Annotated in this window: 16 protein-coding genes and 3 pseudogenes; 12 read left to right on the top strand and 7 right to left on the bottom strand. The window is 46.8% G+C overall.

The genetic code is table 11. The annotated features are described in order from the left end of the window. Nucleotides 1–97 precede the first annotated feature (97 nt). Together QUA54_RS21940 and QUA54_RS21935 are read left to right on the top strand one after the other, a co-directional pair. Entirely contained in the window at nt 98–607 is a 510-nt protein-coding gene (locus tag QUA54_RS21940; protein ID WP_333416280.1) for a DUF3122 domain-containing protein, read from the top strand. 324 nt (nt 608–931) lie between these two features. Then, nucleotides 932–1147, top strand: a complete 216-nt coding sequence (locus QUA54_RS21935) for a hypothetical protein (protein ID WP_015176895.1) — start codon at nt 932–934, stop codon at nt 1145–1147. 176 nt (nt 1148–1323) lie between these two features. Here the strand turns inward: QUA54_RS21935 and QUA54_RS21930 are convergent, their stop codons facing one another. From QUA54_RS21930 to QUA54_RS34525, 3 genes and pseudogenes are all read right to left on the bottom strand, one after another. Then, on the bottom strand, nt 1324–1953 hold the full coding sequence (locus QUA54_RS21930) for a pyridoxamine 5'-phosphate oxidase family protein (RefSeq protein WP_333371601.1): 630 nt from the start codon (nt 1951–1953) through the stop codon (nt 1324–1326). A 49-nt stretch (nt 1954–2002) separates the two neighbouring features. Next, nucleotides 2003–2236, bottom strand: a complete 234-nt coding sequence (locus QUA54_RS21925) for a glutathione S-transferase C-terminal domain-containing protein (protein ID WP_333416279.1) — start codon at nt 2234–2236, stop codon at nt 2003–2005. A 32-nt stretch (nt 2237–2268) separates the two neighbouring features. Continuing rightward, nucleotides 2269–2730: pseudogene (locus QUA54_RS34525) on the bottom strand (pentapeptide repeat-containing protein); the annotation flags it as partial. On the opposite strand from QUA54_RS34525, the pseudogene QUA54_RS34520 reads away from it, so the two are divergent. Next, nucleotides 2702–2761 (top strand): annotated as a pseudogene (locus QUA54_RS34520) (hypothetical protein); the annotation flags it as partial. The pseudogenes QUA54_RS34525 and QUA54_RS34520 overlap by 29 nt on opposite strands. On the opposite strand, the pseudogene QUA54_RS21920 reads toward QUA54_RS34520, so the two are convergent. Then, nucleotides 2755–5163, bottom strand: a pseudogene (locus QUA54_RS21920) (NACHT domain-containing protein); the annotation flags it as partial. The pseudogenes QUA54_RS34520 and QUA54_RS21920 overlap by 7 nt on opposite strands. A gap of 408 nt (nt 5164–5571) precedes the next feature. Between QUA54_RS21920 and rplU the strand changes: the two are divergent. Further along, nucleotides 5572–5964 (top strand): 50S ribosomal protein L21, encoded by a 393-nt coding sequence (gene rplU, locus QUA54_RS21915; RefSeq protein WP_333031963.1) that lies wholly within the window; start codon nt 5572–5574, stop codon nt 5962–5964. 27 nt (nt 5965–5991) lie between these two features. Beyond that, nucleotides 5992–6291, top strand: coding sequence for a 50S ribosomal protein L27 (gene rpmA / locus QUA54_RS21910; RefSeq protein ID WP_172190165.1), 300 nt, complete (start codon nt 5992–5994; stop codon nt 6289–6291). A 186-nt stretch (nt 6292–6477) separates the two neighbouring features. Here the strand turns inward: rpmA and thiS are convergent, their stop codons facing one another. Continuing rightward, nucleotides 6478–6690 (bottom strand): sulfur carrier protein ThiS, encoded by a 213-nt coding sequence (gene thiS, locus QUA54_RS21905; RefSeq protein ID WP_333416277.1) that lies wholly within the window; start codon nt 6688–6690, stop codon nt 6478–6480. 131 nt (nt 6691–6821) lie between these two features. Continuing rightward, entirely contained in the window at nt 6822–7904 is a 1083-nt protein-coding gene (locus QUA54_RS21900; RefSeq protein WP_333416276.1) for a thiamine phosphate synthase, read from the bottom strand. 360 nt (nt 7905–8264) lie between these two features. Between QUA54_RS21900 and QUA54_RS21895 the strand changes: the two genes are divergently transcribed. Further along, on the top strand, nt 8265–10145 hold the full coding sequence (locus tag QUA54_RS21895; RefSeq protein ID WP_333416275.1) for a DUF1565 domain-containing protein: 1881 nt from the start codon (nt 8265–8267) through the stop codon (nt 10143–10145). Between the two features lie 741 nt (nt 10146–10886). Here the strand turns inward: QUA54_RS21895 and QUA54_RS21890 are convergent. After that, nucleotides 10887–11567, bottom strand: coding sequence for a peptidoglycan-binding protein (locus QUA54_RS21890; protein WP_333416274.1), 681 nt, complete (start codon nt 11565–11567; stop codon nt 10887–10889). A gap of 196 nt (nt 11568–11763) precedes the next feature. On the opposite strand from QUA54_RS21890, the gene QUA54_RS21885 reads away from it, so the two are divergent. From QUA54_RS21885 to QUA54_RS21860, 6 genes are all read left to right on the top strand, one after another. Further along, nucleotides 11764–13779 (top strand): SdrD B-like domain-containing protein, encoded by a 2016-nt coding sequence (locus QUA54_RS21885; RefSeq protein ID WP_333416273.1) that lies wholly within the window; start codon nt 11764–11766, stop codon nt 13777–13779. 181 nt (nt 13780–13960) lie between these two features. After that, entirely contained in the window at nt 13961–14107 is a 147-nt protein-coding gene (locus tag QUA54_RS21880) for a hypothetical protein (protein ID WP_333416272.1), read from the top strand. Beyond that, complete coding sequence (locus QUA54_RS21875) at nt 14104–14259, top strand: hypothetical protein (RefSeq protein ID WP_333416271.1); 156 nt, start codon at nt 14104–14106, stop codon at nt 14257–14259. Before QUA54_RS21880 ends, QUA54_RS21875 begins: the two co-directional genes overlap by 4 nt. A gap of 179 nt (nt 14260–14438) precedes the next feature. Further along, entirely contained in the window at nt 14439–17144 is a 2706-nt protein-coding gene (locus QUA54_RS21870) for an SdrD B-like domain-containing protein (protein ID WP_333416270.1), read from the top strand. 379 nt (nt 17145–17523) lie between these two features. Further along, nucleotides 17524–18384: an SDR family oxidoreductase gene (locus QUA54_RS21865; RefSeq protein ID WP_333416269.1), complete on the top strand. Its 861-nt coding sequence runs from the start codon at nt 17524–17526 to the stop codon at nt 18382–18384. Nucleotides 18385–19407: 1023 nt separating this feature from the next. Further along, a complete protein-coding gene (locus tag QUA54_RS21860; protein ID WP_333416268.1) occupies nt 19408–19605 on the top strand; it encodes a hypothetical protein in 198 nt (65 codons plus the stop codon). Nucleotides 19606–19883 lie beyond the last annotated feature (278 nt).

Here is a 19883-nt window from a genome sequence, read left to right as displayed (position 1 = left end):
TTGATCTAGGTTTAAAATGAGTAGTAGGGTGCGTGCGACGTACCCTACTTTTTGATCTATTAAACTTTTGGGTAGCAAGGGATATTTTGGTCATCCTATGAACAATCTCAGTACAAAACCTTCCCTCTTCAAGGCTTTAACTGTAATTCTCTTGTGCTTGTATCTAATCTTAGCGGTTAACCCGCCCGCTTTGGCTTCGATTCACAAATATCCAGAAACTGCCGAGACAGTAATGTTCCGATCCGTACAAAGCCTGCGGGATACTGATGACAAAGCGTGGCAAGTTGTTTTGTACAAGCGAGTAAAGTCGGGAGTAGTAAAGTCTTTAAATCTGAGATTAGTAGGATTTCCAGGAATAGAAATGCAGCACCCGGTTCCGCTGAAAGTTGCGGCGGGAAAGCGGGAAATTGGCAAGGCAAATGATATTTGGAGCGAGTCTGATTTGCCAATTAATATTGGAGAATACGATTTTAAATCAATAGTTACACAAGTGGAAAGTAATCGACCTTTGCGGTTGAATTTGCCCGTGAAAAATCAAAAAGAAACAGAATTGCTGGTTCCTCCTTTTGCTGTGAGAGAATGGCGGCTGTTGTTAGATAGAAACTAAATACACCAATTTAAGCGCACTCTACATTTTAAATCTCTACAATTGCCAATGTCACAAATCGCTATGTTTAAATATGCCTTAAGATAGATGTAAGGTATTTGAAGGATAATGTTGTCTGACATAAACTCAAGATACCAATTTAATCGCACTCTACATTTAAAATCGCTACAGTTTCATTGATGTATCAAAAATAACTTTATTTACATAGACCTTAAGGTAGATTTAACCTATTTGAAGGGTAATTATGAAACAAACTAAAAGCTGAGTTAGTCGTTTGACAAAACTTCAGTGTTTTAACGTAGGTGTATTCAGGGTGAAGCTACTATGACTTTAATCAGTAAAATTGTCCGCAAAGCTTTGGCAACAGGTTACTTAACGGTTGAGGCCGAAGAACAGTTGCGACAGCAGTTGCAGATGACTAAGTACGGTTTAGAAGATTTTGAGGCTTTTATTAATTTGCAAAAAGAGGTGATGGAAGGTCGGGTGAAACAGCAAGCTTTGGAATTGTTACGATCGCGCAAATGTTCTGCGACGGCTTGAACCCAGGTCGATCGCCCTTTTGAAGATAATTAAGGGCGATCGTTGGCAGTCAGGACTTTACTCCTTATTGATGAGGACTCTTTGTGCTCGCTACAAACCACACGGTAAACCACAGGGTCGATCGTACTTTGGGAGAGCATCAGTATCGGCTACTTATTCAATGCTGTTCTTGCTTGTTAATTGATGGGCGCCGGTGGATCGGGAGTATTTACGTTATTAGGGTTTTTAGCTGCTAAAAGTTTCTCCAACTCTCTAATTCTGGTCTGCATTGCTTCTACTTCCGTTTCAGAATAGCGAATCGGAATATGCTGCGGACAGTTCCAATCCCAGCCTTCAATTTCAAATACGATCGCTCTTTCCACAGTTGCATCATAGTCTGTATCCCGAACTCGGGCAAGTATTACTGGATCGTCTTCCACAACGCGGGCGCGACCTAGAATCTTGAGGCGCCGGCGATGACGGTAATCCATTAGGAACAAAAATGCTTTATCATTTTCAGCAAGATTTCCCACAGAGATATATTGCACATTGCCACGAAAATCCGCAAATCCCAAAGTTCTCGGATCGAGAATCTTTAAAAATCCTGCTTTCCCGCCGCGAAACTGAATGTAGGGATAGCCACTAGAACTCACAGTGCCTAGATAAAATCCTTCCATACTGGAAATAAATTGCTCTAGATCGGGATTGATGGAATTATTATCTGCACCTTTAGCCACAAAGCGTTCATAGTTCTCGCGGGAACCCATTTTTTCTTGCATGGCTTTCACTGCGGGAGTAAAAGCGATCGTACCAAATTGACGAGGCATAAAATCTAACTCCTTGTCTACTTATTTAACTCGGCGATGTTCAAAATGCCTAGATTCCCAACATGGGAATATAACCAGAGAGTTGCTTCACCCGATCGATCCAATTCAAAACATTGGGATAAGCATCGAGTTCAATCTTGCCATCTCTCGCTAAAGCGATATAGGGATAGATGGCCGCATCTGCGATCGTGGGATGCTCAAACTCTAGCCAAGTGCGCGTACTCTCGGGCCCACCCCACCAGAAAATTCTGTCTTTGTGGAACAGGCCGGAAAGCCTGTTCATAAAAATGATACGCCAAGCCTGGAAAAATGTTTCTACTGCATTCCTAGCTGTCGCCTTAACGCTTCTGGAACAAAAACGGCTGTATCCAAACCTCGAACATTCTCCCAGTTTGTGTCTTCATCCCATTTGATATCTCCAATAGTGCGATCGCTGAGGTTTGCGCCGCTGAGGTTTGCGCCGCTGAGGTTTGCGCCGCTGAGGTTTGCGTCCCAGAGGTCTGCGTCGCTGAGGTTTGCGTCGCTGAGGTCTGCGCCGCTGAGGTTTGCGCTGCGGAGGTTTGCGCTGCTGAGGTTTGCGCCCCAGAGGTTTGCGCTGCGGAGGTTTGCGCTGCTGAGGTTTGCGCCACTGAGGTCTGCGTCGCTGAGGTCTGCGTCGCTGAGGCTTGCGCTGCTGAGGTTTGCGCCACTGAGGTCTGCGTCGCTGAGGTCTGCGTCGCTGAGGCTTGCGCGCCTGAGGTCTGCGTGGCTGAGGTTTGCGCCGCTGAGGTTTGCGTGGCTGAGGTTTGCGCGGCTGAGGTTTGCGCGGCTGAGGTCTGCGTCGCTGAGCTCTGCGTCGCTGAGGTCTGCGGCGCGGAGGTCTGCGCGGCTGAGGTATGCGCCGCTGAGGAATCTCCCAACAGTGTCGAGAAAGCCAAAATACCCAACACAACAGCTATAACCGATGAGACGCAACAACCGACTTGCATCGTCAAGTTTACCTTCAGCATTAGGTTTCCCACAAGGATAAAACACCATTTTGTCTTTAAATTCAGGTGTCTCCTGACCGTAACGGTGCAACTCCAACAGCAAAATCATCACATTCAAACCAGCATAAACATCTATTTGTCGCTGTCCCAATTTTTGGGGTTTCAATTGATCTCGCAGTAGGCGCATCTTCTTCTGAGGCAAATTTTCCGGCGGCTCATCAATAAATTCCCCCTTGCACCACCCCAGATAAAAATTTTCCAAACGCTGGAATAACTCTACAGGGCGAAATTGATTTTCCTCCCCTGCAACAGCCCGAGTTGTTAACAACCCCATTAGATATTCCACAATTTCTTCCGTCAGCGGCCCATAACCCAACAAATCATAAATCTCCCAGTCCATCTGAGGGTCTTGAGTATTAAATTTTATACGTTTGTTTCCCGGTTCCGTCCACTCTTGCAAACTTTCTTTCAATCGTTCCGCACAGAGGAATTCACCAAAACTCTTGTGTACAAACTCTACAGAACCTTCTTTGCTGCCTTGCTGAAGATAAAAAGCAGCCAAAGCATTTGTCAGAGGATCATCAATCCGTTTTTGTGCTTCCTCAAGAAATTCTTTAACCGACTCATCTTCTTTCAATCGTTCCGCTATCATCGCTACAGGAGCGCGTTCCCCTCCAGACTGCACCACGCACAACCCTGCTTCTGTCAAGATGCGCCGCAAATTCTCTGTGTCCAATCCTGTTAAATGGAGATTGAGTGATTTAGAGCGCTGTTCTGTGAGTACCCAATTCACAGCTTCGTTGTAAATCAAAATTTTTGCTTGAATGCTGTTAGTTCCTTGAAAAGCCTCAACTTTCAACCTGTTGTTCCGGTGCATCGCCGCTAACAGATAAAGCAAGAGCGGCTCTCGCGACAGTTCGGATTTTACATTTTCTGGACAGCTTTGATGTTGCAAAAACTGCTGAAAAGCTGAGGTTTCTTCCGCCCCAAATAGAGCTTCCCACTTGCTCAACCACTGTTGCTGTAGTCCGTCATCCATTACCTGAATTTCGACTCGCTCCAAGTTATCTGGCATTTGCCTTTCAATTCCTTGCAAAGCTAAAGTTCTCCCAGTAATCAAAACCCGGTGCCCCATTTCCGAATTCTGATCGCAGTCCTGCTGAAATTGTCCTACTTGCTTGAGAAATTTCTCTAAACCGCCGCTACTTCTCCCCTCCATCACCAACTCATCAAAACCATCCAAGAAAAACAAATATCGCGTATTTCGATCCGTCAACCAGCCGTCATCGCTAGCAAAACGAGTATTAACAGCTTCTTTTAGCGTTTCTCGAAAACTCTTTTGCAATGTGGGAATCTCTCGCAGTCGAATTAACACGGGTGTCCAAATTGGATGCAAATTTTGCCGCACCCAGTCAGTAAACATCCGACAAAAAACGCTTTTACCGCGTCCAGGCCCAGCTTCGACAAACATCACCCGATTTTGTTTGCTTTCATCCTCAAGCAATTGCTTTGCCCAAGTTTCTAAATCAAATGCTGTTGTACGCTTATTAACCTCACCATTTTTATCAATTGGCTTTGCCTTCAGAGGCACGTAGATATCTTTGAAGAAAAAAATTTCTTCAAATACGCGTTTTTCCGGTAGAGACCGAATCTGGTCTTTCAGGTATTTGTCAATGCTTTGATATTTCTCCTGTTCTTCCCGCCATTCGCTGATAGAAGGCTGTCCCAGATGTTTCATTGCATCGCCGGAAACTGCCCAAGCTTGGATCAAATAGTGGTGAGTATTAGCAGCAACTCTCTTTGTCAAAATTTGAGCTTCATCGGCATTTAGTCCCGCTTGTTGCAGCCGTTCTGATAGCACTAGGTTAAATTCTTTAGCTAATATCGAATCGCGGAAGCAAATAACAGTTTCTTTGGCTGCTTTATCGCTAAATTGCAATTCTGCCAATTTTTTAAGCAACTGCTTGACTTTATCGGAAACCGGAGTTTGCCCGATGTGATTTAACAAACTTGCGTCTTGTCCAATAAAATCCTTAAAACTTTCCAGATAAGCCTCCTGACTGACGAAGAAAATGCACTCAGCTAAAGTCGGCTGCTGTTGAGTTTTTTCTATAAAAAGTGCCAGCAGTTTTGCCGCAATCCCGACCAATGGCAATCCAGTTCCCACAACTTGAGCTAAGGGAGAGTTCAAAACCTCTAGCAGCAAGTTGCTATTATTGTCCAGCCCTTGTTCTTTGAACATTTTTGCCACTTCTGCGGCTGTTTTCCCAGCTTCTCCGATTGCCTCCGCTGCGTCGGCGGAACACAGTTCTTTGATATCAGTCTTTAAGAATTCCACGATGCGATTTGCCATTTTTACCTGCCCTATTTCAGAAGAGAGAATCCGAGAAAATCTACATTTAACTCTGTAAGCATTCCGTAGTTCGTCGCCACCAATCTGTTCTCAAACTAACAATTAGAAAAGATTAATTACATTTTACCTTGACAAAACTCCAACAATCCGCAATAATAGTAGATTGTCTGTCTAAATCCGGCTCGGATCAGGTTAAGACATTCCAAAAGCTGGAGAGCAGTCAGCAGTCAAAAGTCCACCACGACCAATGACCAAAGACTCATCAGCTACCTGTACGGCAATCTCAACAACCATCCCATGACTTACGCAATCATTGAAACCGGCGGCAAACAATTTCGGGTAGAACCAGGCCGCTTCTACGACATCGAACTGCTTCACGTCGAAGCTGAATCCAAAGTCACCATAGACAAAGTATTTCTGATCCAGCACGAAGGCGAGGTTCATATCGGCCAGCCTCTACTAGAAAATGCCAGTGTAGAAGGAACGGTTCTGCGGCATTTCCGGGGCCGCAAAGTCCTCGTCTACAAGATGAAGCCGAAAAAGAAAACTCGGAAGAAAAAAGGGCACCGTCAAGAAACAACTCGCTTTATGATTGACTCGATTAGCGTCAACGGTACAGTCTTAGCAGCCAGAGACTTAACTGAAGCAGTTGTTGAAACCCCCCAAACCGCCGAAACTGATTCAGAATAAAACATAGTAAATACAGTTGAGGATATTATGGCCCACAAGAAAGGTACAGGCAGTACACGTAACGGACGCGACTCTAATTCTCAGCGTCTCGGTGTCAAAAAGTACGGCGGTCAAGTTGTCAAAGCTGGCAACATTTTGATCCGCCAACGCGGCACTAAAGTTCACCCCGGTAATAATGTTGGTATCGGCAGAGATGATACTCTGTTTGCCATGATTGACGGTGTGGTGACTTTTGAAAGAAAAGGCAAAACTCGCAAGAAAGTCAGCATTTATCCTGTTGTAGCAGCACCTGTGGCTGAACCCGCGGCTGAAGCTGTCGCAGTTTAATTCTTCGTTCCTAGGCTATGCCTGGGAACGCATATAATTGAGGCTCTGCCTCCTGATTTTCTATGTTATTAGAAAGTTACAGGAGGCAGAGCTTTTTGCAATTGGTTTCCCCGGAGAAAGGACTCTGGGTGCTTACGAAGAACCAGAGAAGCAGGAAAAACTCTCGTTTTTACTCCTAAAAATTGGCTAGCCTCCCCCGACAATTGTGACAACTTCTAAGATGTCGCCCTCTTGCATCTGTGTGGTTTCCCAAAATTGTTTGTGCAGAATTTCGCCGTTGTACTCCACAGCCACCAAGCGCGGGTTTAATCCCAATTGTTTTAGTAATTCTGGTAACGTTGTGTCGATCGCACAATTGCGGGTTTCTCCGTTAACTTGCAGCGCAATTTGATTTATCATCAGTTATTAGTTATTAGTTATATAAAATCCGGTGGCATCGGTATTAATATTACCCACAGTCAGGACACGGCAATGCCGTTTCCCTACAATTATATCCGGGTAGGGAAACGGCATTGCCGTGTCCTCGGTTACTAGGTTTTCCCCTGCAAAGCTTTCTGAGCTTTCAGATTCTGCATCCGAATCAACTGCGATATGAAAAACTGCGTGACTAAAGTAGGCTGTTCTGCTTCCATAATCGCCCGTACTGCGGCAACCCTTTGAGCTCCAGCATTCAATACTTCATCGAGGTTGTTGATATCAATTCCGCCGATCGCAAACCACGGAATCGGCGACTTATCAGCAGCATACCGCACATAGTCCAAACCCGCCGCCTGTTTATCAGGTTTAGTAGGAGTGTGGTAAACCGGCCCAACTCCAATGTAGTCGGCTCCCTCTTCAATAGCTCGCTGCATTTCCTCGCCATTCGTAGTAGAACGACCGATGATCCGTCCCGGGCCGAGCAACTTGCGCGCTTCCGCCACAGGCAAATCTCCCTGTCCTAAGTGTACGCCGTCGGCATCGGCTGCGATCGCAAAATCCACGCGATCGTTCACAATCAGCAAAGCATCGTAGCGGTGACAAAGTTCGCAAAGCTGGCGCGCGTTGGCCAGCTTTGCGCCGTCGTCTGAGCTTTTGTCGCGGTACTGCACCAAAGTCAGTCCGCCTTGCAAAGCAGCTTCCACAACTCCCATCAAGTTGTCTCTCGGCGAAGTTACAAGGTATAACTGCGATCGAAGTAACTGCTGGTAGCGCCGATAAGCCAGCAAATTGCTTTCGAGAGTATAAACCCGATAGCGCATCTGCTTAAAAGCCGCGCCCATATTCCGATCGTAAATTTTGCCATACTCTTCGAGTACCCGCAAAGCTTCTTCCACCCGACAGAAATTCGCCTCCAGTAGCTGCTGAATGCTCGAACGCTGCTCTTCCTGCGGGTGAGTCAACTCCGTACCCGGATCTGCAGGCGTATCCCTAGCACTGCGAAGTTCTGCGACGTGCCAAGCAGCCAATTCTTGACGCAGTTGCTTGCACTCGCCAGCCAAATTGGCGTTGTTGAGACCAAACCTGCACCATTCTTCAATAATTCTCAACCCTTCGCGCGATCGATCTAAATTTGCATCTAAGATCCGGCAGAGTGCTGGCTGTGCCGGTAAAGTTCTGTTTTGTTTGTCGGTCATTCAGAACCACCCTAATTATAATTAATCCTACCAGTCAAACCGCTATATTCTCCCACGCCTTCATTCGATTTTAGATTTTAGATTTTGGATTTTGGATTGACCCCACGGATCAATTCGGGGGCTTGAGGATTTTAGATTTGAGATGCTTTCGATTGATTCCACGGATAAATCACGTGGCGGGTACCATCAAGAAATTCTTGGTCAAGATCGTAGCAAAGCGATCGGTCTAATTTTTACTTCAACCGATTTAATTTAGACAAATTTTTAAGTTTTATTGAATTTGAGAAAAACGAAGCATAATAGATCAAACTTGATGAGAGTGAAATCGTTAAGCTGCATACCACACTTGGGAGGAGAGCCGTGAGGTTAGCAGAACAACACCAAAGATTAAGGGAGAACAACCCAAACAGGCGGGCGTATTTAAACTTCGATCGCGAAAACCCGACACGAAACACCGGAGGCGAAACTCGACTCACAGATAAGTTGCGTTTTTTTATGCTGATTTACTCACAACACACCTGGTGCAAAGAAAATCGATCGCAAAAATCTTGTTTGAGTTCTTGCCTTTTGCTCGTTTTTGCCAGCACCGCCCTTTGCAACCATCAACCGTCAGTTATCGCTGCCGGGATACCGGGAGTGCAGCTACTTTCTCAGACGCCGCAGAGCGACATCAACATACTGTACGTCAGCTCGACCGGGGGCAGCGACACGGGGGGCAACGGCAGCGATCGATCTCCGTTCAAAACCCTTACCTACGCCTTAAGCGTGGCCCCGCCCAAGACAGCGATTTTGCTAGCGCCCGGTACTTACAGCGCTCAATCCGGCGAAAAATTTCCATTAATGCTCAGGTCCAGCGTGACAGTTCAGGGAAATCCCAACACTCGGGGTCAGAATATTGTCATCAAAGGCGGAGGATACTTTATCAGTCCGACTTCGGCGGGTCAAAATATCGCGATTTTAGGCGCAGACGGGGCGGGACTCAGCGGGGTGACGGTCACGAATACCAACTCTCGCGGTTACGCTTTGTGGATCGAATCGAGTTCTCCGACGGTTGTCAACAATACTTTTTCTGGCAGCACTCACGACGGAATTTCGGTAGTGGGTACTTCCAGGCCGACGATTGGCGGGAATGTTTTCTCGAAAAATGGAGCTAACGGCATCACGATTTTTGGAAGTTCCCAGCCGGAAGTTCGAGATAATGTGTTTGAAAACACTGGATTTGGGGTGAATGTAGCGCAGAACGCTTCGCCTCTGCTGATCGGCAACAAAATTACTCGAAATAAGGACGGCGTGGTAGTGCAAGCTGATGCTAGACCGGTGCTGCGCAACAATTATATCGAGAGTAACCGCCGGGACGGAATTGTGGCGATCGCCAGAGCTCTGCCGGATTTGGGAACTGCGACCGAACCGGGGGGGAATGTCATTCGCAACAACGGTCAATACGATGTCAACAATGCGGCCAAAGGTCAAGTAATCCCAGCTTACGGCAATCAATTGTCGAGCAACCGGACGACGGGCTCGGTTGATGTGGCGGGAACTTTTAGCCCTCCTGCGCCAATTGGGGGAAGTGCTTTTGAGCTAAGGGCCGATCGACCTCCCAGCATCGGCGGCCCAGAAACTTCTCTCCCTGCTTACACTCCCGGGCGGCTAAGTCCCAGAGTAGAAATACCGCCAATTTCTCCACCTGCGCCCGTTTCCAGGCGACCGGTGCAAAATCGACCCGCACCGCGAAGCGCCCAGTTGCGGCAAGAGCTTTCTCCGAGGAATGCCGCTGCTTCACCGGTAGTCCCAGGGGCGATCGCAATTCCCGTGCCCGAGCCTAATTCTCGATCTGTTTCGGAAATTTCGGTACAGCAATCAATTATTCCTCCCAATTTTGATAGTTCGACTGCGGTTTCTTCCGAAGGTAGATTGCCGGTTCCGGGCCGCAACATTCCTCTCGGAAGGGGCGGCTATGTACCCGCTGCTTTAGGGGGGAATTCTTTGCCCGATTCCCGGGAGAATGCGCCGTCATTCGATCGACCATCTGCTTTGGGTTTGCGGTATCGAGTTGTGGTGGATACCAACAGTTCGGGCGATCTACAAAAAATGAAATCTCTCGTTCCCGGTGCTTTTCGCTCTTTTTCCAGCGGGCGATCGGTGATGCAAGCCGGTGCTTTTCGGGAACGCGAAAAAGCTGAGGAATTGCTACAAATGCTCAGCGCTAACGGTTTGAATGCTCGAATTGAGGACATTAAATGAAATGGTCATTAGTTATTACTTGACTGTTGACTGTTGACTGTTAACAGTCAAAAACTACTGATATCGTTTCCGGTTGCACCGGAATTATATAGAGGAAACGGCAGTGCCGTTTCCCTACTGCGATTAATTGTAGGGAAACGGCACTGCCGTTTCCAGGCTGTGGGTAATATTAATTCCGATGCTACGGATTTGATATGACTACTTCAAAATTACAAAATTTTAGGGCCTAGCATATCGGATGCCAGACCCTAAAACATTTGTAAATTAAGTTGATTCAAGTGGGTTTTTAGCTCTGCTGAGTTTCAGCAAACTACAACTAAGGTGGACTTTTTTGCAACTACTCTGCGGGCCAGTTAGCTACTAGCGGAGTCTATTCAGACTTCTGTGTTTGACTGTTGTGCGATCGCAACTTTTGATTTATGCAATAGCCTCAAGCTATTTAACAAATCCCGATCGCAATATCAACCTTTCTTTGCTAATAAGCTACACGGTTCAGGCGTTGCCTGCGAACTAGAGCCGAGCGGGACAAATACTCTAATTCCAAATTTTTTATCCAAGTTTTTGTGCTTCTTGGTTTTGCCCCTCATGTTTTTAAGTTAACACCAACTGCGCGCATGAAAACACTTTGTTTACCAAACTTGACACTTTTTGACGTGCAGAAATACTCCCGAAACCAATTATTAACAATTTGTACGATCGCCAGATCGCGCAACGTGCATAGCCGGCACTTTTTGCTTGCTGTCAACGCAGCAGAGCTTCCCAAGTTGCGCGGCCGACAATGCCATCGGCGGGTAATTGATATTGTCGCTGAGCCGCCTTGACAGCAGCTTGAGTTGCCGGGCCGAACACGCCGTCAGCACTCACGCGCAAAAATCCCTTGGCCCGCAGCCGCTCTTGCAAATCTCTGACTGCCGGCCCTCGCATTCGTCTTCTCAAAACTGGAAAATTGGTTGGCTGCGCTTCGGGACTAATCTCTGAGTTGTCGGCAGTTACAGGATCGTTGGCTATGGGGTTTTCGACGATCGCGCTCGGAGCCGCAGGAAACAGCCGGTTCCAAGTATCTTGACCGACTATTGCGTCTGGAGCGATGCCTGCTGCTTCTTGGAACTCAGATACAGCTCTAGCCGTGCTTTGCGAGAAAACCCCGTCTACAGTGTCAGCGTAAAAGCCCAACAATTTAAGAGCAGCTTGGAGTTCGATCACTTCCGATCCGCGGCTGCCCAATTTGATTGCGGGGCGGACGATCGCACCTGTTTGAGCGCTCGGGCTGTTGCTGTTACTCTGTTCGGAGGTAGGTAGCTGTGCTGCAACAGGAGTAGAGGCGATCGAGCCCATTAGCAATAAACCGCACAAACTCCAGCCTCCGAGCCAACTCGGAACCTCGCGGGCGTCATTCCAGCTTGCTGTCAAGTTTTGGGACATTGGGAATTCGACCTCTGCAAAACTGGTAGCGATCGTACATCAAATCTGGAAAAAAGTGGGAAGTTCGGCATTGGGAATTGGGCATGGGGCATTAACTGTTTCCCAGGAAGAGCCTCGAAACCAGTTAACTCAAAACTCACAACTTTTCCCCCCTTCCCTTTCCTAAAAAAAATTTATGCCTCTCAAATAGCTGCAATTGGCAAAAAAACTGCTAGATTGCCCTACAGAAAACATTGAACCGCGTTCCTTGGGCCTCAGCAACACCATGTCCGAATCCAGCAGCAATCCCACCAGAACCGCCCGCCAAATAGACATCGGCAACGTCAACATCGGGAACTTCCAAGTCGGCAGCATCAGCGGCACCAAATACAACGACCTTAACGCCAACGGTCGCCCCGATCCCGGAGAAGTCCCAATTCCCAACTGGCAAATCTACCTCGACCTCAACAACAACAGTCAGCCAGAGTTTAACGAACCTTCCACCCTCACAAACCCGCAAGGCAACTACATCTTCGCCAACCTGCCGCCGGGAACTTACCAAGTTAGGGAAGTCCAGCAGCCGAACTTTCGCCAAACTACCCCAAATCCCGCACCCATCACTATTACCAGCGGGACAAACGCTGGCAATATCAATTTTGGCAACAACTTCAACGCAGGGACGATCGCAGGCACAAAATTCAACGACATCAACAACAACAGCAGCCGAGATCTCGGGGAACAAGGGCTAGCTAACTGGCAAATTTACCTCGACCTCAACCGCAACAACAGGCTCGATGGCGGCGAACCTGTTACTTTGACAAACGTTGAGGGCAATTACGCTTTTGTCAATATTCCCGCAGATACATATGTGGTCAGAGAAGTCCAGCAACCGGGTTTTCGCCAAACCACGCCTGACCCCGGCCCGGTTAATGTTACTTCCAACGCCACTGTCAACAACATCAATTTTGGCAATGTCTTTTTTGTCGGCAGCATCAGCGGTCTCAAATACAACGACCTCAATGCCAACAGCGTCAGAGATGCGACAGACCCACCTCTGACCAACTGGCCAATTTACATCGACCTCAACGCCAACAGCAGCTTTGATCCAGGCGAACCCAACACCATCACAAACCCGCAAGGCAACTACACTTTTGCGAATGTTTCCCCGGGCCGGTATTTGGTGAGGGAAGTCCAGCAACCGGGATGGGTACAGACTACGCAAAATCCAGGCCCGATCGACATTACCGGCAATACCAACGCTGTCGGCGTCAATTTCGGCAACAATTTTCCCACCGGCAGCATCAGCGGCTTCAAGTTCAACGACCTCAACGCTAACGGTATCAACGAACCGACGGAACCGAGAGTTGCCAACTGGCCGATTTACCTCGACCTCAACAACAACGGCGCCCCAGATCCCAACGAACCTTCGACTTTAACAAACCCGCAAGGTAATTTCTCTTTTATCAATTTGTCTCAAGGCACCTATTTGGTGAGGGAACTCCCGCAACCCGGTTTTCGACAAACGACGCCAAATCCGACTCCGATCGCCGTGGGCAACGGCACAAATGCCACTAATCTCAGCTTTGGCAACGTGTTGGTAACGGGCACGATCAGCGGTGTGAAATTTAACGATTTTAACGCTAACGGCCGCCTAGATCCCGGGGAACCGCCGATCGCCAACACTCAAATTTACATCGACCTCAACAACAACAGCAGTTTAGATCCGGGTGAAGCGAGTACCTTAAGCGACGTTCAAGGCAATTACAGTTTCCGCAACGTTCCGGTAGGTAGTTATGTTGTCCGCGAAGTTCCGCCGCCGGGTTTCATTCTAACGACCCCGCCTGCGGTGGTTGTTGTATCGGCAGAGATTCGGGCCAGCAGCATCGATTTGCTGACGGGAGATTTGCTGACGGGAGATACTGAGGATAGGTCGGCTAAATCCTTGAATGACCGCCCGCGGACGGATGCCAGCAACTACGCGGGGGAACCTGCTGGCAATATTGGGGCGGATAGCTTGCTTTCGAGGCAGGGTCGTGATATTTATCGAATTAGTGATTTTTGGAGTGATGGATCTTTTGCGAATTTAGGCAATATTCCTAACCTTGAGCAACAGAATGTCGGTCTGAATCTGAATGCAGAAATCAACCACATTGTCAAGGGAAATGAATTAATTAATTCGGCGATCGCTCACTCGGTTGTGCCGATGGGTGTGAGAGATTTCCCGGTGATGTAGGGTGACACAAAGCTCGATCGGCCGGAATCCCAAACCGCAGATAAAAATAACGAAGAGGTTAAAGGGCAATCGCGTGATACCCTATTGTTGGCAACCTCCAACACTCAAGCCTAAGTTCCGGCAACTCCGAAACTGGCTTGTATATTGGGTGCAATATTCAGAGGCAGTAGCATCTCTGTGAGTGAGAAACTATCAGGCAATTCCCCCAAACCCGATCGGCGTATTTCCAGGCAAAGCAAGTCATATCAAGTCCGGTAGCTCGATCGGTGCTGGTTCTGTGTACTTGGCAATCCCAGACAATGCGATCGCCCTCCACAGCGAACCATGACAAACAAGAACGATGCCACCGGACTAGATATCAGGGGGGAACACTCAGTCTTAGGCTTTTTAAAGCTCGAAACAGCAAGTATGTACGGACAGAGAAGGCGTGCAAATCTTGAAGATGTTGCCCTCAAATTGCCAGGGCTCTTCAAAACCTGATATACTTGCCAGCGACAAAGCTTGAGGCATTGTTGTGTTAGATGGGGAACATTACCTCAAGTGCAGACGTATGTAAAATCGAGTAGCGGTTGTCAGCTATTAGTAAAAACTACTCAGCAACTTACAACCCATACAGTAGTCTGTAATTTACGTGGATTTAGGTGTGAAGGAGAGAAATCATGACTTCAAATAACGAAGAGCAAGAGCTCAGAGCCCAGCAATTACAGCCAGTTGTGGTTGGGAATGCTGGCCCGGCAATTTTAGGAATCAAGTTCTTTGACCAGAACCTGGATGGCATCAGACAGCCAAATGAACCAGGCCTGGCAAACATCCCGATTCTCCTCGAACCTGCGGCCGACAGCGACGGCGTATTAAATCGTCCGACAGAAAGCACAACCACGACGGACGCTAACGGCGCGTTCTCATTCATAAATCGTATCGCCGGCAATTACTTAATCACCGAAACAGCAATACCTGCTGGTTTAACTAGTACGACTCCGAATCCCCTCGCTGTCACTCTTGGAAACAGCAATGTCAACGTTTTCTTTGGCAACGGCCCAATCGAGCAAGGGAGCCGGATTGTAGGATGCAAATACCTAGACATAGATGCTGACGGCTTTAGAGATGGGAATGAACCGGGCATTAAAAACGTCAGGATATATATTGATGCCAATGGCAACGGCCAACGCGATCTAGGGGAACTGAACACCTTAACAGACAAAAATGGTCGATGGCAGTTTAATGTACCAGCCGGAACCTACAAGATTCGGGAAGAACGGATCAGGCGAGAAGTTAGTTCTGCAACCGGAGTAGAAGTTAACGATCCGAACGCAGAACCTTTAGAAACACAAGATTTTCCCCAAAGCACTCCGCCCGACAACGTTCCGGTACTGGACGTGACGGTAGCAGCCGGTGAAACCTTTGCCTGCGCTCAAGTTGGCGATACTCCGCTCTATCAAATTGTAGTTAACAAATTTCAAGACCTAGACCTCAACGGCCAACGAAACATAGTTGGTACTTCATTGGAGCCCCCTGTTAGTCTAGTACCGTTCATTTTAGATGAGAACAAGGACGGTAAGTTTAATCCAGGAGAAAAAATCCAATTCACCGATGAGAATGGGAACGCTACCTTCAAGGATTTGCGAGCGGGTAATTACCCAGTGTTGGAAATTTTTAACTCAACACTGCCACGAAGCTTGTTGTCGCCAGCCCAACTATCTTTACTGGCAACCCGAGCAGATTTAGCGATAGCAGGAAATACCACTGATTTCAGACCAGGTAACCTCAATCTTCCAGTAGCAACTACTGGCAACCCCACTCTGGTTTCGGCACCTGGGCCTCAGGCCCGATTCCAGGGTACGATCAGCCGAGAGCAACCGCTGTTAGTAGCAGACTCAACCTATACGCTGCGACGACAAGACCCGAAATTCATAGACAACAACCTCGACGGCGTTCAACAGCTTCCGGGAGAAGTTTCTATTCCAGCAACGGGTGTACGGCCGATTTTTGCAAACACACCTGTTCCATTACCAGCACCTAACCCCTCGCCAGCACTGACCTTCTCTTCTGTAGGAATTAATAATACAGTGGGAGGGAATAGTCCTGTTGGTAACACTCTACCAATAATCAATGTATTCAAATACAATGATTTGAATGCAAACGGTAGCTACGAACCAACTATGGGTGAAGCACCCATTAACGGTGTCACCGTTTTCCTCGACACCAACAATAATGGGACTCCTGAGAGCGGAGAACAACAAATACAGACTAATGTCGAAGGGAGAGGAGTATTTAGGGACTTGCCAGCGGGCAATTACACGGTGCGGGAAGTCGTACCGGCTGGTTTTTCACCTTCGACAACTCCTGTCGTTCCCGTGACTCTGAGCACTCAAAACGCTAACGTTACTTTTGCCAATACGCCGAACAGCAACATCACCGGTTGCAAATTCGAGGACTTGAACCAGAACGGCTATCGAGATGGAAATGAACCGTTCATTAACGGCGTTATCGTCTATATCGATACCAATCGCGACGGTGTGCGTCAGCAAAATGAACCCTTTCAAACTACGAGTGGATTTGGTACTTTCGCGTTCAACAATTTGGCTCCTGGTACCTATAGCGTCCGAGAAGAGCTTTCTGCCGCTCAATTGAACTTCGTCCAGACTACTCAACCGCTGGATATCGTTCTCGGCCCCAATCAAACTTTTACTTGCGCTTTGATTGGCAACACTCGGCTCTATGATTTGAAAGTTCAGAAATTCAAAGATGATAACCAGAACGGTGTACTAGATCCGAACGAAGGGCCTCTGCAAGGCATCCCATTTACTTTGGATTTGAACAAAAACGGTAGCTACGATCCCACAACTGAGCCACTGGTAAGAACGGAAGCTGATGGGATTGCTTTATTCCCTGATTTGTTGCCGGACACTTACTCGGTTTTGGAAGTTTTCAACGCTCCTGGCGTTCCCAACCCGTTCCCGATCGCAACTGGGCCCAACCCGGTTAGCTTTAGCGTGCCTGGCCCTAACACAGTGCCTTCGCCGCCAAGACCGCCGGCAACTCCGCCAAAACCGCCGGCAACAAAAACTGATGCTAGCATTGATTTGACTGGTAATGATGCGGGTGCGGTAACTGCTTCTAGCGTCGTCGAGTCCGATCCTCTGAATAACCCCGGCTTGGTTGCTCAATCTGTTACCCCTACTAACAACTTGATCGTACTTGACGATCCTGGTCTGGCTTATGTTGATAATTTCGCCGCTTTGAAAGAGTCCGCACAGGCTTCGATCGTAACGTTTTTAGACGCTCAGAAGAAGGCTTTCGAGGAATCTGCATCAGTGTGGGGCGTTTCAACTTCGACAGCTTCGACTCCTAAGTTGGGTGTCTAGTTTGAGACTCAGCAATTAGCAACTAGCTTGTTTAAACTGCACGTCAAATCATGTTTTGGCGTGCTTTTTGCTGTTTTGACAATAATTAGAGGCTCGCGGGGCGGGTTTATCGATTTCTTTAATTACCGGAAATATTGTTCGTGAAACCCGCCTCTACAACAAATATATCCCCTCGATCGTAGGGACGGGTTTTACCGACAATCTTTGAGGAAAACTCACAATTTATATAAACCAGCCCGCCACAATCATGGGCTCGGCTGACGGGTTTATTTATCTCTTTAATTACTGTCTTTAGTAGTAGGGCGCGATCGGCAAAAAGAATGATTCCCTGCCCCAAGAAAACCTTTATTTATAGAGGTAGAACATAGAGGAATATTTTATGCCAACTCAACAACAAACCAATCCGGCTCAACATCAAGAACAGCAACCGGGCATCGAATCCCAAATGACTCCACAACCTCAATCCTTCGCGGAGGGATATCGCGGTAGCGACAAATTGCGGGACAAAGTAGCCTTAATTACCGGCGGAGACAGCGGTATCGGGCGTGCTGTGGCGATCGCTTTTGCGAAGGAAGGGGCAAACGTGGTCATCAGCTATCTCAACGAAAATGAAGATGCTAACAAGACCAAAGAGGCGATCGAACAACAAGGCCACCGCTGTATTGCGATCGCCGGCGACATAGGCGATGAAAGCGTCTGCCAAAATCTTGTAGAAAAAACAGTTAAAGAATTTGGCCATCTCGACATCCTCGTCAACAATGCCGGCGAACAGCATCCCCAAGAAAGCATCGAAGACATCACCGCCGAACAATTAGAGCGCACCTTCCGCACCAACATTTTCTCAATGTTTTACCTCACAAAAGCCGCTCTAAAACACCTAAAAGAAGGAAGTGCAATTATCAACACTACGTCTATCACCGCTTACAAAGGCAACCAACAATTGCTAGATTACTCCTCGACAAAAGGAGCAATTGTTGCTTTTACCCGCTCTTTGTCTCAAAGTCTAGCTGAGAAAGAAATTCGCGTCAACGGAGTAGCTCCCGGTCCGATTTGGACGCCTCTAATTCCTGCAACTTTTCCTGAAGAAAAAGTTGAAAAATTTGGTGCAGACACGCCCTTGGGACGCCCCGGTCAACCCGATGAACTTGCCCCTAGTTACGTGTTTTTAGCTTCAAAAGATTCGTCTTACATGACGGGTCAAATTTTGCATCCCAATGGCGGTTCTGTGGTTAACGGATAGAAGGGAGTTGCGGAGAAATAAAGTACCACTCAAATAGGGATATATCGTGATATCCCATTTGCGTAAGGTTTCAGAACCTTGCCCTTCCGGTAGATACTCTTGTAATTGCTTTTGTAAGTAGGTCATTGCAAAAAACAATTGTATGTTGTAGGGCTGGGTTTTGCTAACAATCACTCCTATAGCGCGTCTGAATGGTTTGTGTAAATAAAAGAACAGTGGTCAGCTCAAATTCAAGAAAAAAAGGGGGTATAGAAGTAGTTAGTGCCAGCAGCGGACGCTCAGACTCGCGACAGCAGGCGATCGAACACGGAAGCAGCGGGTGCCCGATCGCACCCGCAGTCGCGAGTCTGAGCAAAAAAACGATAGGATAGAGGCACAATTAGAAGAGTTGCAATATTTTATTTAGCATACAAAAAAAACATTATTTTCTGGAATAGAAACCAGGCTATTAAGCTTAGATTAAAAGCATTTAATTATCGAAAAATACAAAAACGATTAGAAGTTTCAACTTTTTTTTGCACAAAATTACTGAAAATATTTAGCCGGGGTAATTACCGCATGAAAGTTAAAATATCCAGGTTAAAAAAACTATTTAATTAAAGAACAGCTATCCACAACTATCCAGTGGCTATCTCAAGCCAAAAACCGGAATCTATTAGAACTACTAGAAAGATACTCGCTCTCAATTTATGATGTAATATTTAAATCGCGGTAAAGTTACTGTCGAATATTGAAAAGTGGTTAATATAAGCTGTCAGAAAGCTAACGTATAAAAATCAACGGAACAGCCCGAAGTTATTTAAAAAAACGCTAGACTTGGCGAGCTATTATCAAAGCACAAGCCAGAAATAGCACCAATAGAACTGGTAGTGTATGCCTGAGATGAGCGTCACTTACAAGGCGATGATATCTTTAACTACTGATAGGGCGATCGTCAATAAAGAACGGTAGTCAAGCTGGACAATCAACGAGATAAGCTAACTTATTATAGTGCATTAAATCTAGCTAGCGAGTAAAGAATTTATGGTGAAGCCATATAAAGCGGGAAATGGAGAAAACACAGGGAAATTGGTTGAAGAACTAAAGAAAATGAATCCACATCAAGAAATGTTGTTAATCGGGGATGGCGCTAGCTACCATAGAGGTCAAGCAATGCAGCAGCTATTAATGAGGGAAAACGACGGTAAATCACAGTCAGAATGGTCTATAACTTGTGGTTGATGTTGCTCTTATTGCCATGAATAAAATCCAGTAGAAAGTATTTGGCTACAAGGTAAAAACTTTATTACAGGTTTTTATGCTGTCTGTAAAATTTTCAGCAGAGTTAAGAAACTATTTCATTTTTTAGCATTTAAAAAAAAATATTGCTCCTAACTTTAAAAAATATGATGCTTTTGCACAAATAATTTGGACTTGCTATATAAGCTCATGAATACAAAAGCACTAACGCCAAGCATTTAAAAGACATAAAGGTCTCTAGGAAATCAGAGCAAGGATTT

The sequence above is a fragment of the Microcoleus sp. MOSTC5 genome, from assembly GCF_036701825.1.
Classification (GTDB): domain Bacteria; phylum Cyanobacteriota; class Cyanobacteriia; order Cyanobacteriales; family Microcoleaceae; genus Microcoleus; species Microcoleus asticus.
This window is presented reverse-complemented; position numbering and strand designations above follow the sequence as displayed.

Excerpts from the sequence above, each read along its gene's own strand:
- QUA54_RS21940 (WP_333416280.1), top strand. The coding sequence starts at position 98 with ATGAACAATCTCAGTACAAAACCTTCCCTCTTCAAGGCTTTAACTGTA.
- QUA54_RS21935 (WP_015176895.1), top strand. The coding sequence starts at position 932 with ATGACTTTAATCAGTAAAATTGTCCGCAAAGCTTTGGCAACAGGTTAC.
- QUA54_RS21930 (WP_333371601.1), bottom strand. The coding sequence starts at position 1,953 with ATGCCTCGTCAATTTGGTACGATCGCTTTTACTCCCGCAGTGAAAGCC.
- QUA54_RS21925 (WP_333416279.1), bottom strand. The coding sequence starts at position 2,236 with ATGAACAGGCTTTCCGGCCTGTTCCACAAAGACAGAATTTTCTGGTGG.
- rplU (WP_333031963.1), top strand. The coding sequence starts at position 5,572 with ATGACTTACGCAATCATTGAAACCGGCGGCAAACAATTTCGGGTAGAA.
- rpmA (WP_172190165.1), top strand. The coding sequence starts at position 5,992 with ATGGCCCACAAGAAAGGTACAGGCAGTACACGTAACGGACGCGACTCT.
- thiS (WP_333416277.1), bottom strand. The coding sequence starts at position 6,690 with ATGATAAATCAAATTGCGCTGCAAGTTAACGGAGAAACCCGCAATTGT.
- QUA54_RS21900 (WP_333416276.1), bottom strand. The coding sequence starts at position 7,904 with ATGACCGACAAACAAAACAGAACTTTACCGGCACAGCCAGCACTCTGC.
- QUA54_RS21890 (WP_333416274.1), bottom strand. The coding sequence starts at position 11,567 with ATGTCCCAAAACTTGACAGCAAGCTGGAATGACGCCCGCGAGGTTCCG.
- QUA54_RS21875 (WP_333416271.1), top strand. The coding sequence starts at position 14,104 with ATGACAAACAAGAACGATGCCACCGGACTAGATATCAGGGGGGAACAC.
- QUA54_RS21870 (WP_333416270.1), top strand. The coding sequence starts at position 14,439 with ATGACTTCAAATAACGAAGAGCAAGAGCTCAGAGCCCAGCAATTACAG.
- QUA54_RS21865 (WP_333416269.1), top strand. The coding sequence starts at position 17,524 with ATGCCAACTCAACAACAAACCAATCCGGCTCAACATCAAGAACAGCAA.
- QUA54_RS21860 (WP_333416268.1), top strand. The coding sequence starts at position 19,408 with ATGGTGAAGCCATATAAAGCGGGAAATGGAGAAAACACAGGGAAATTG.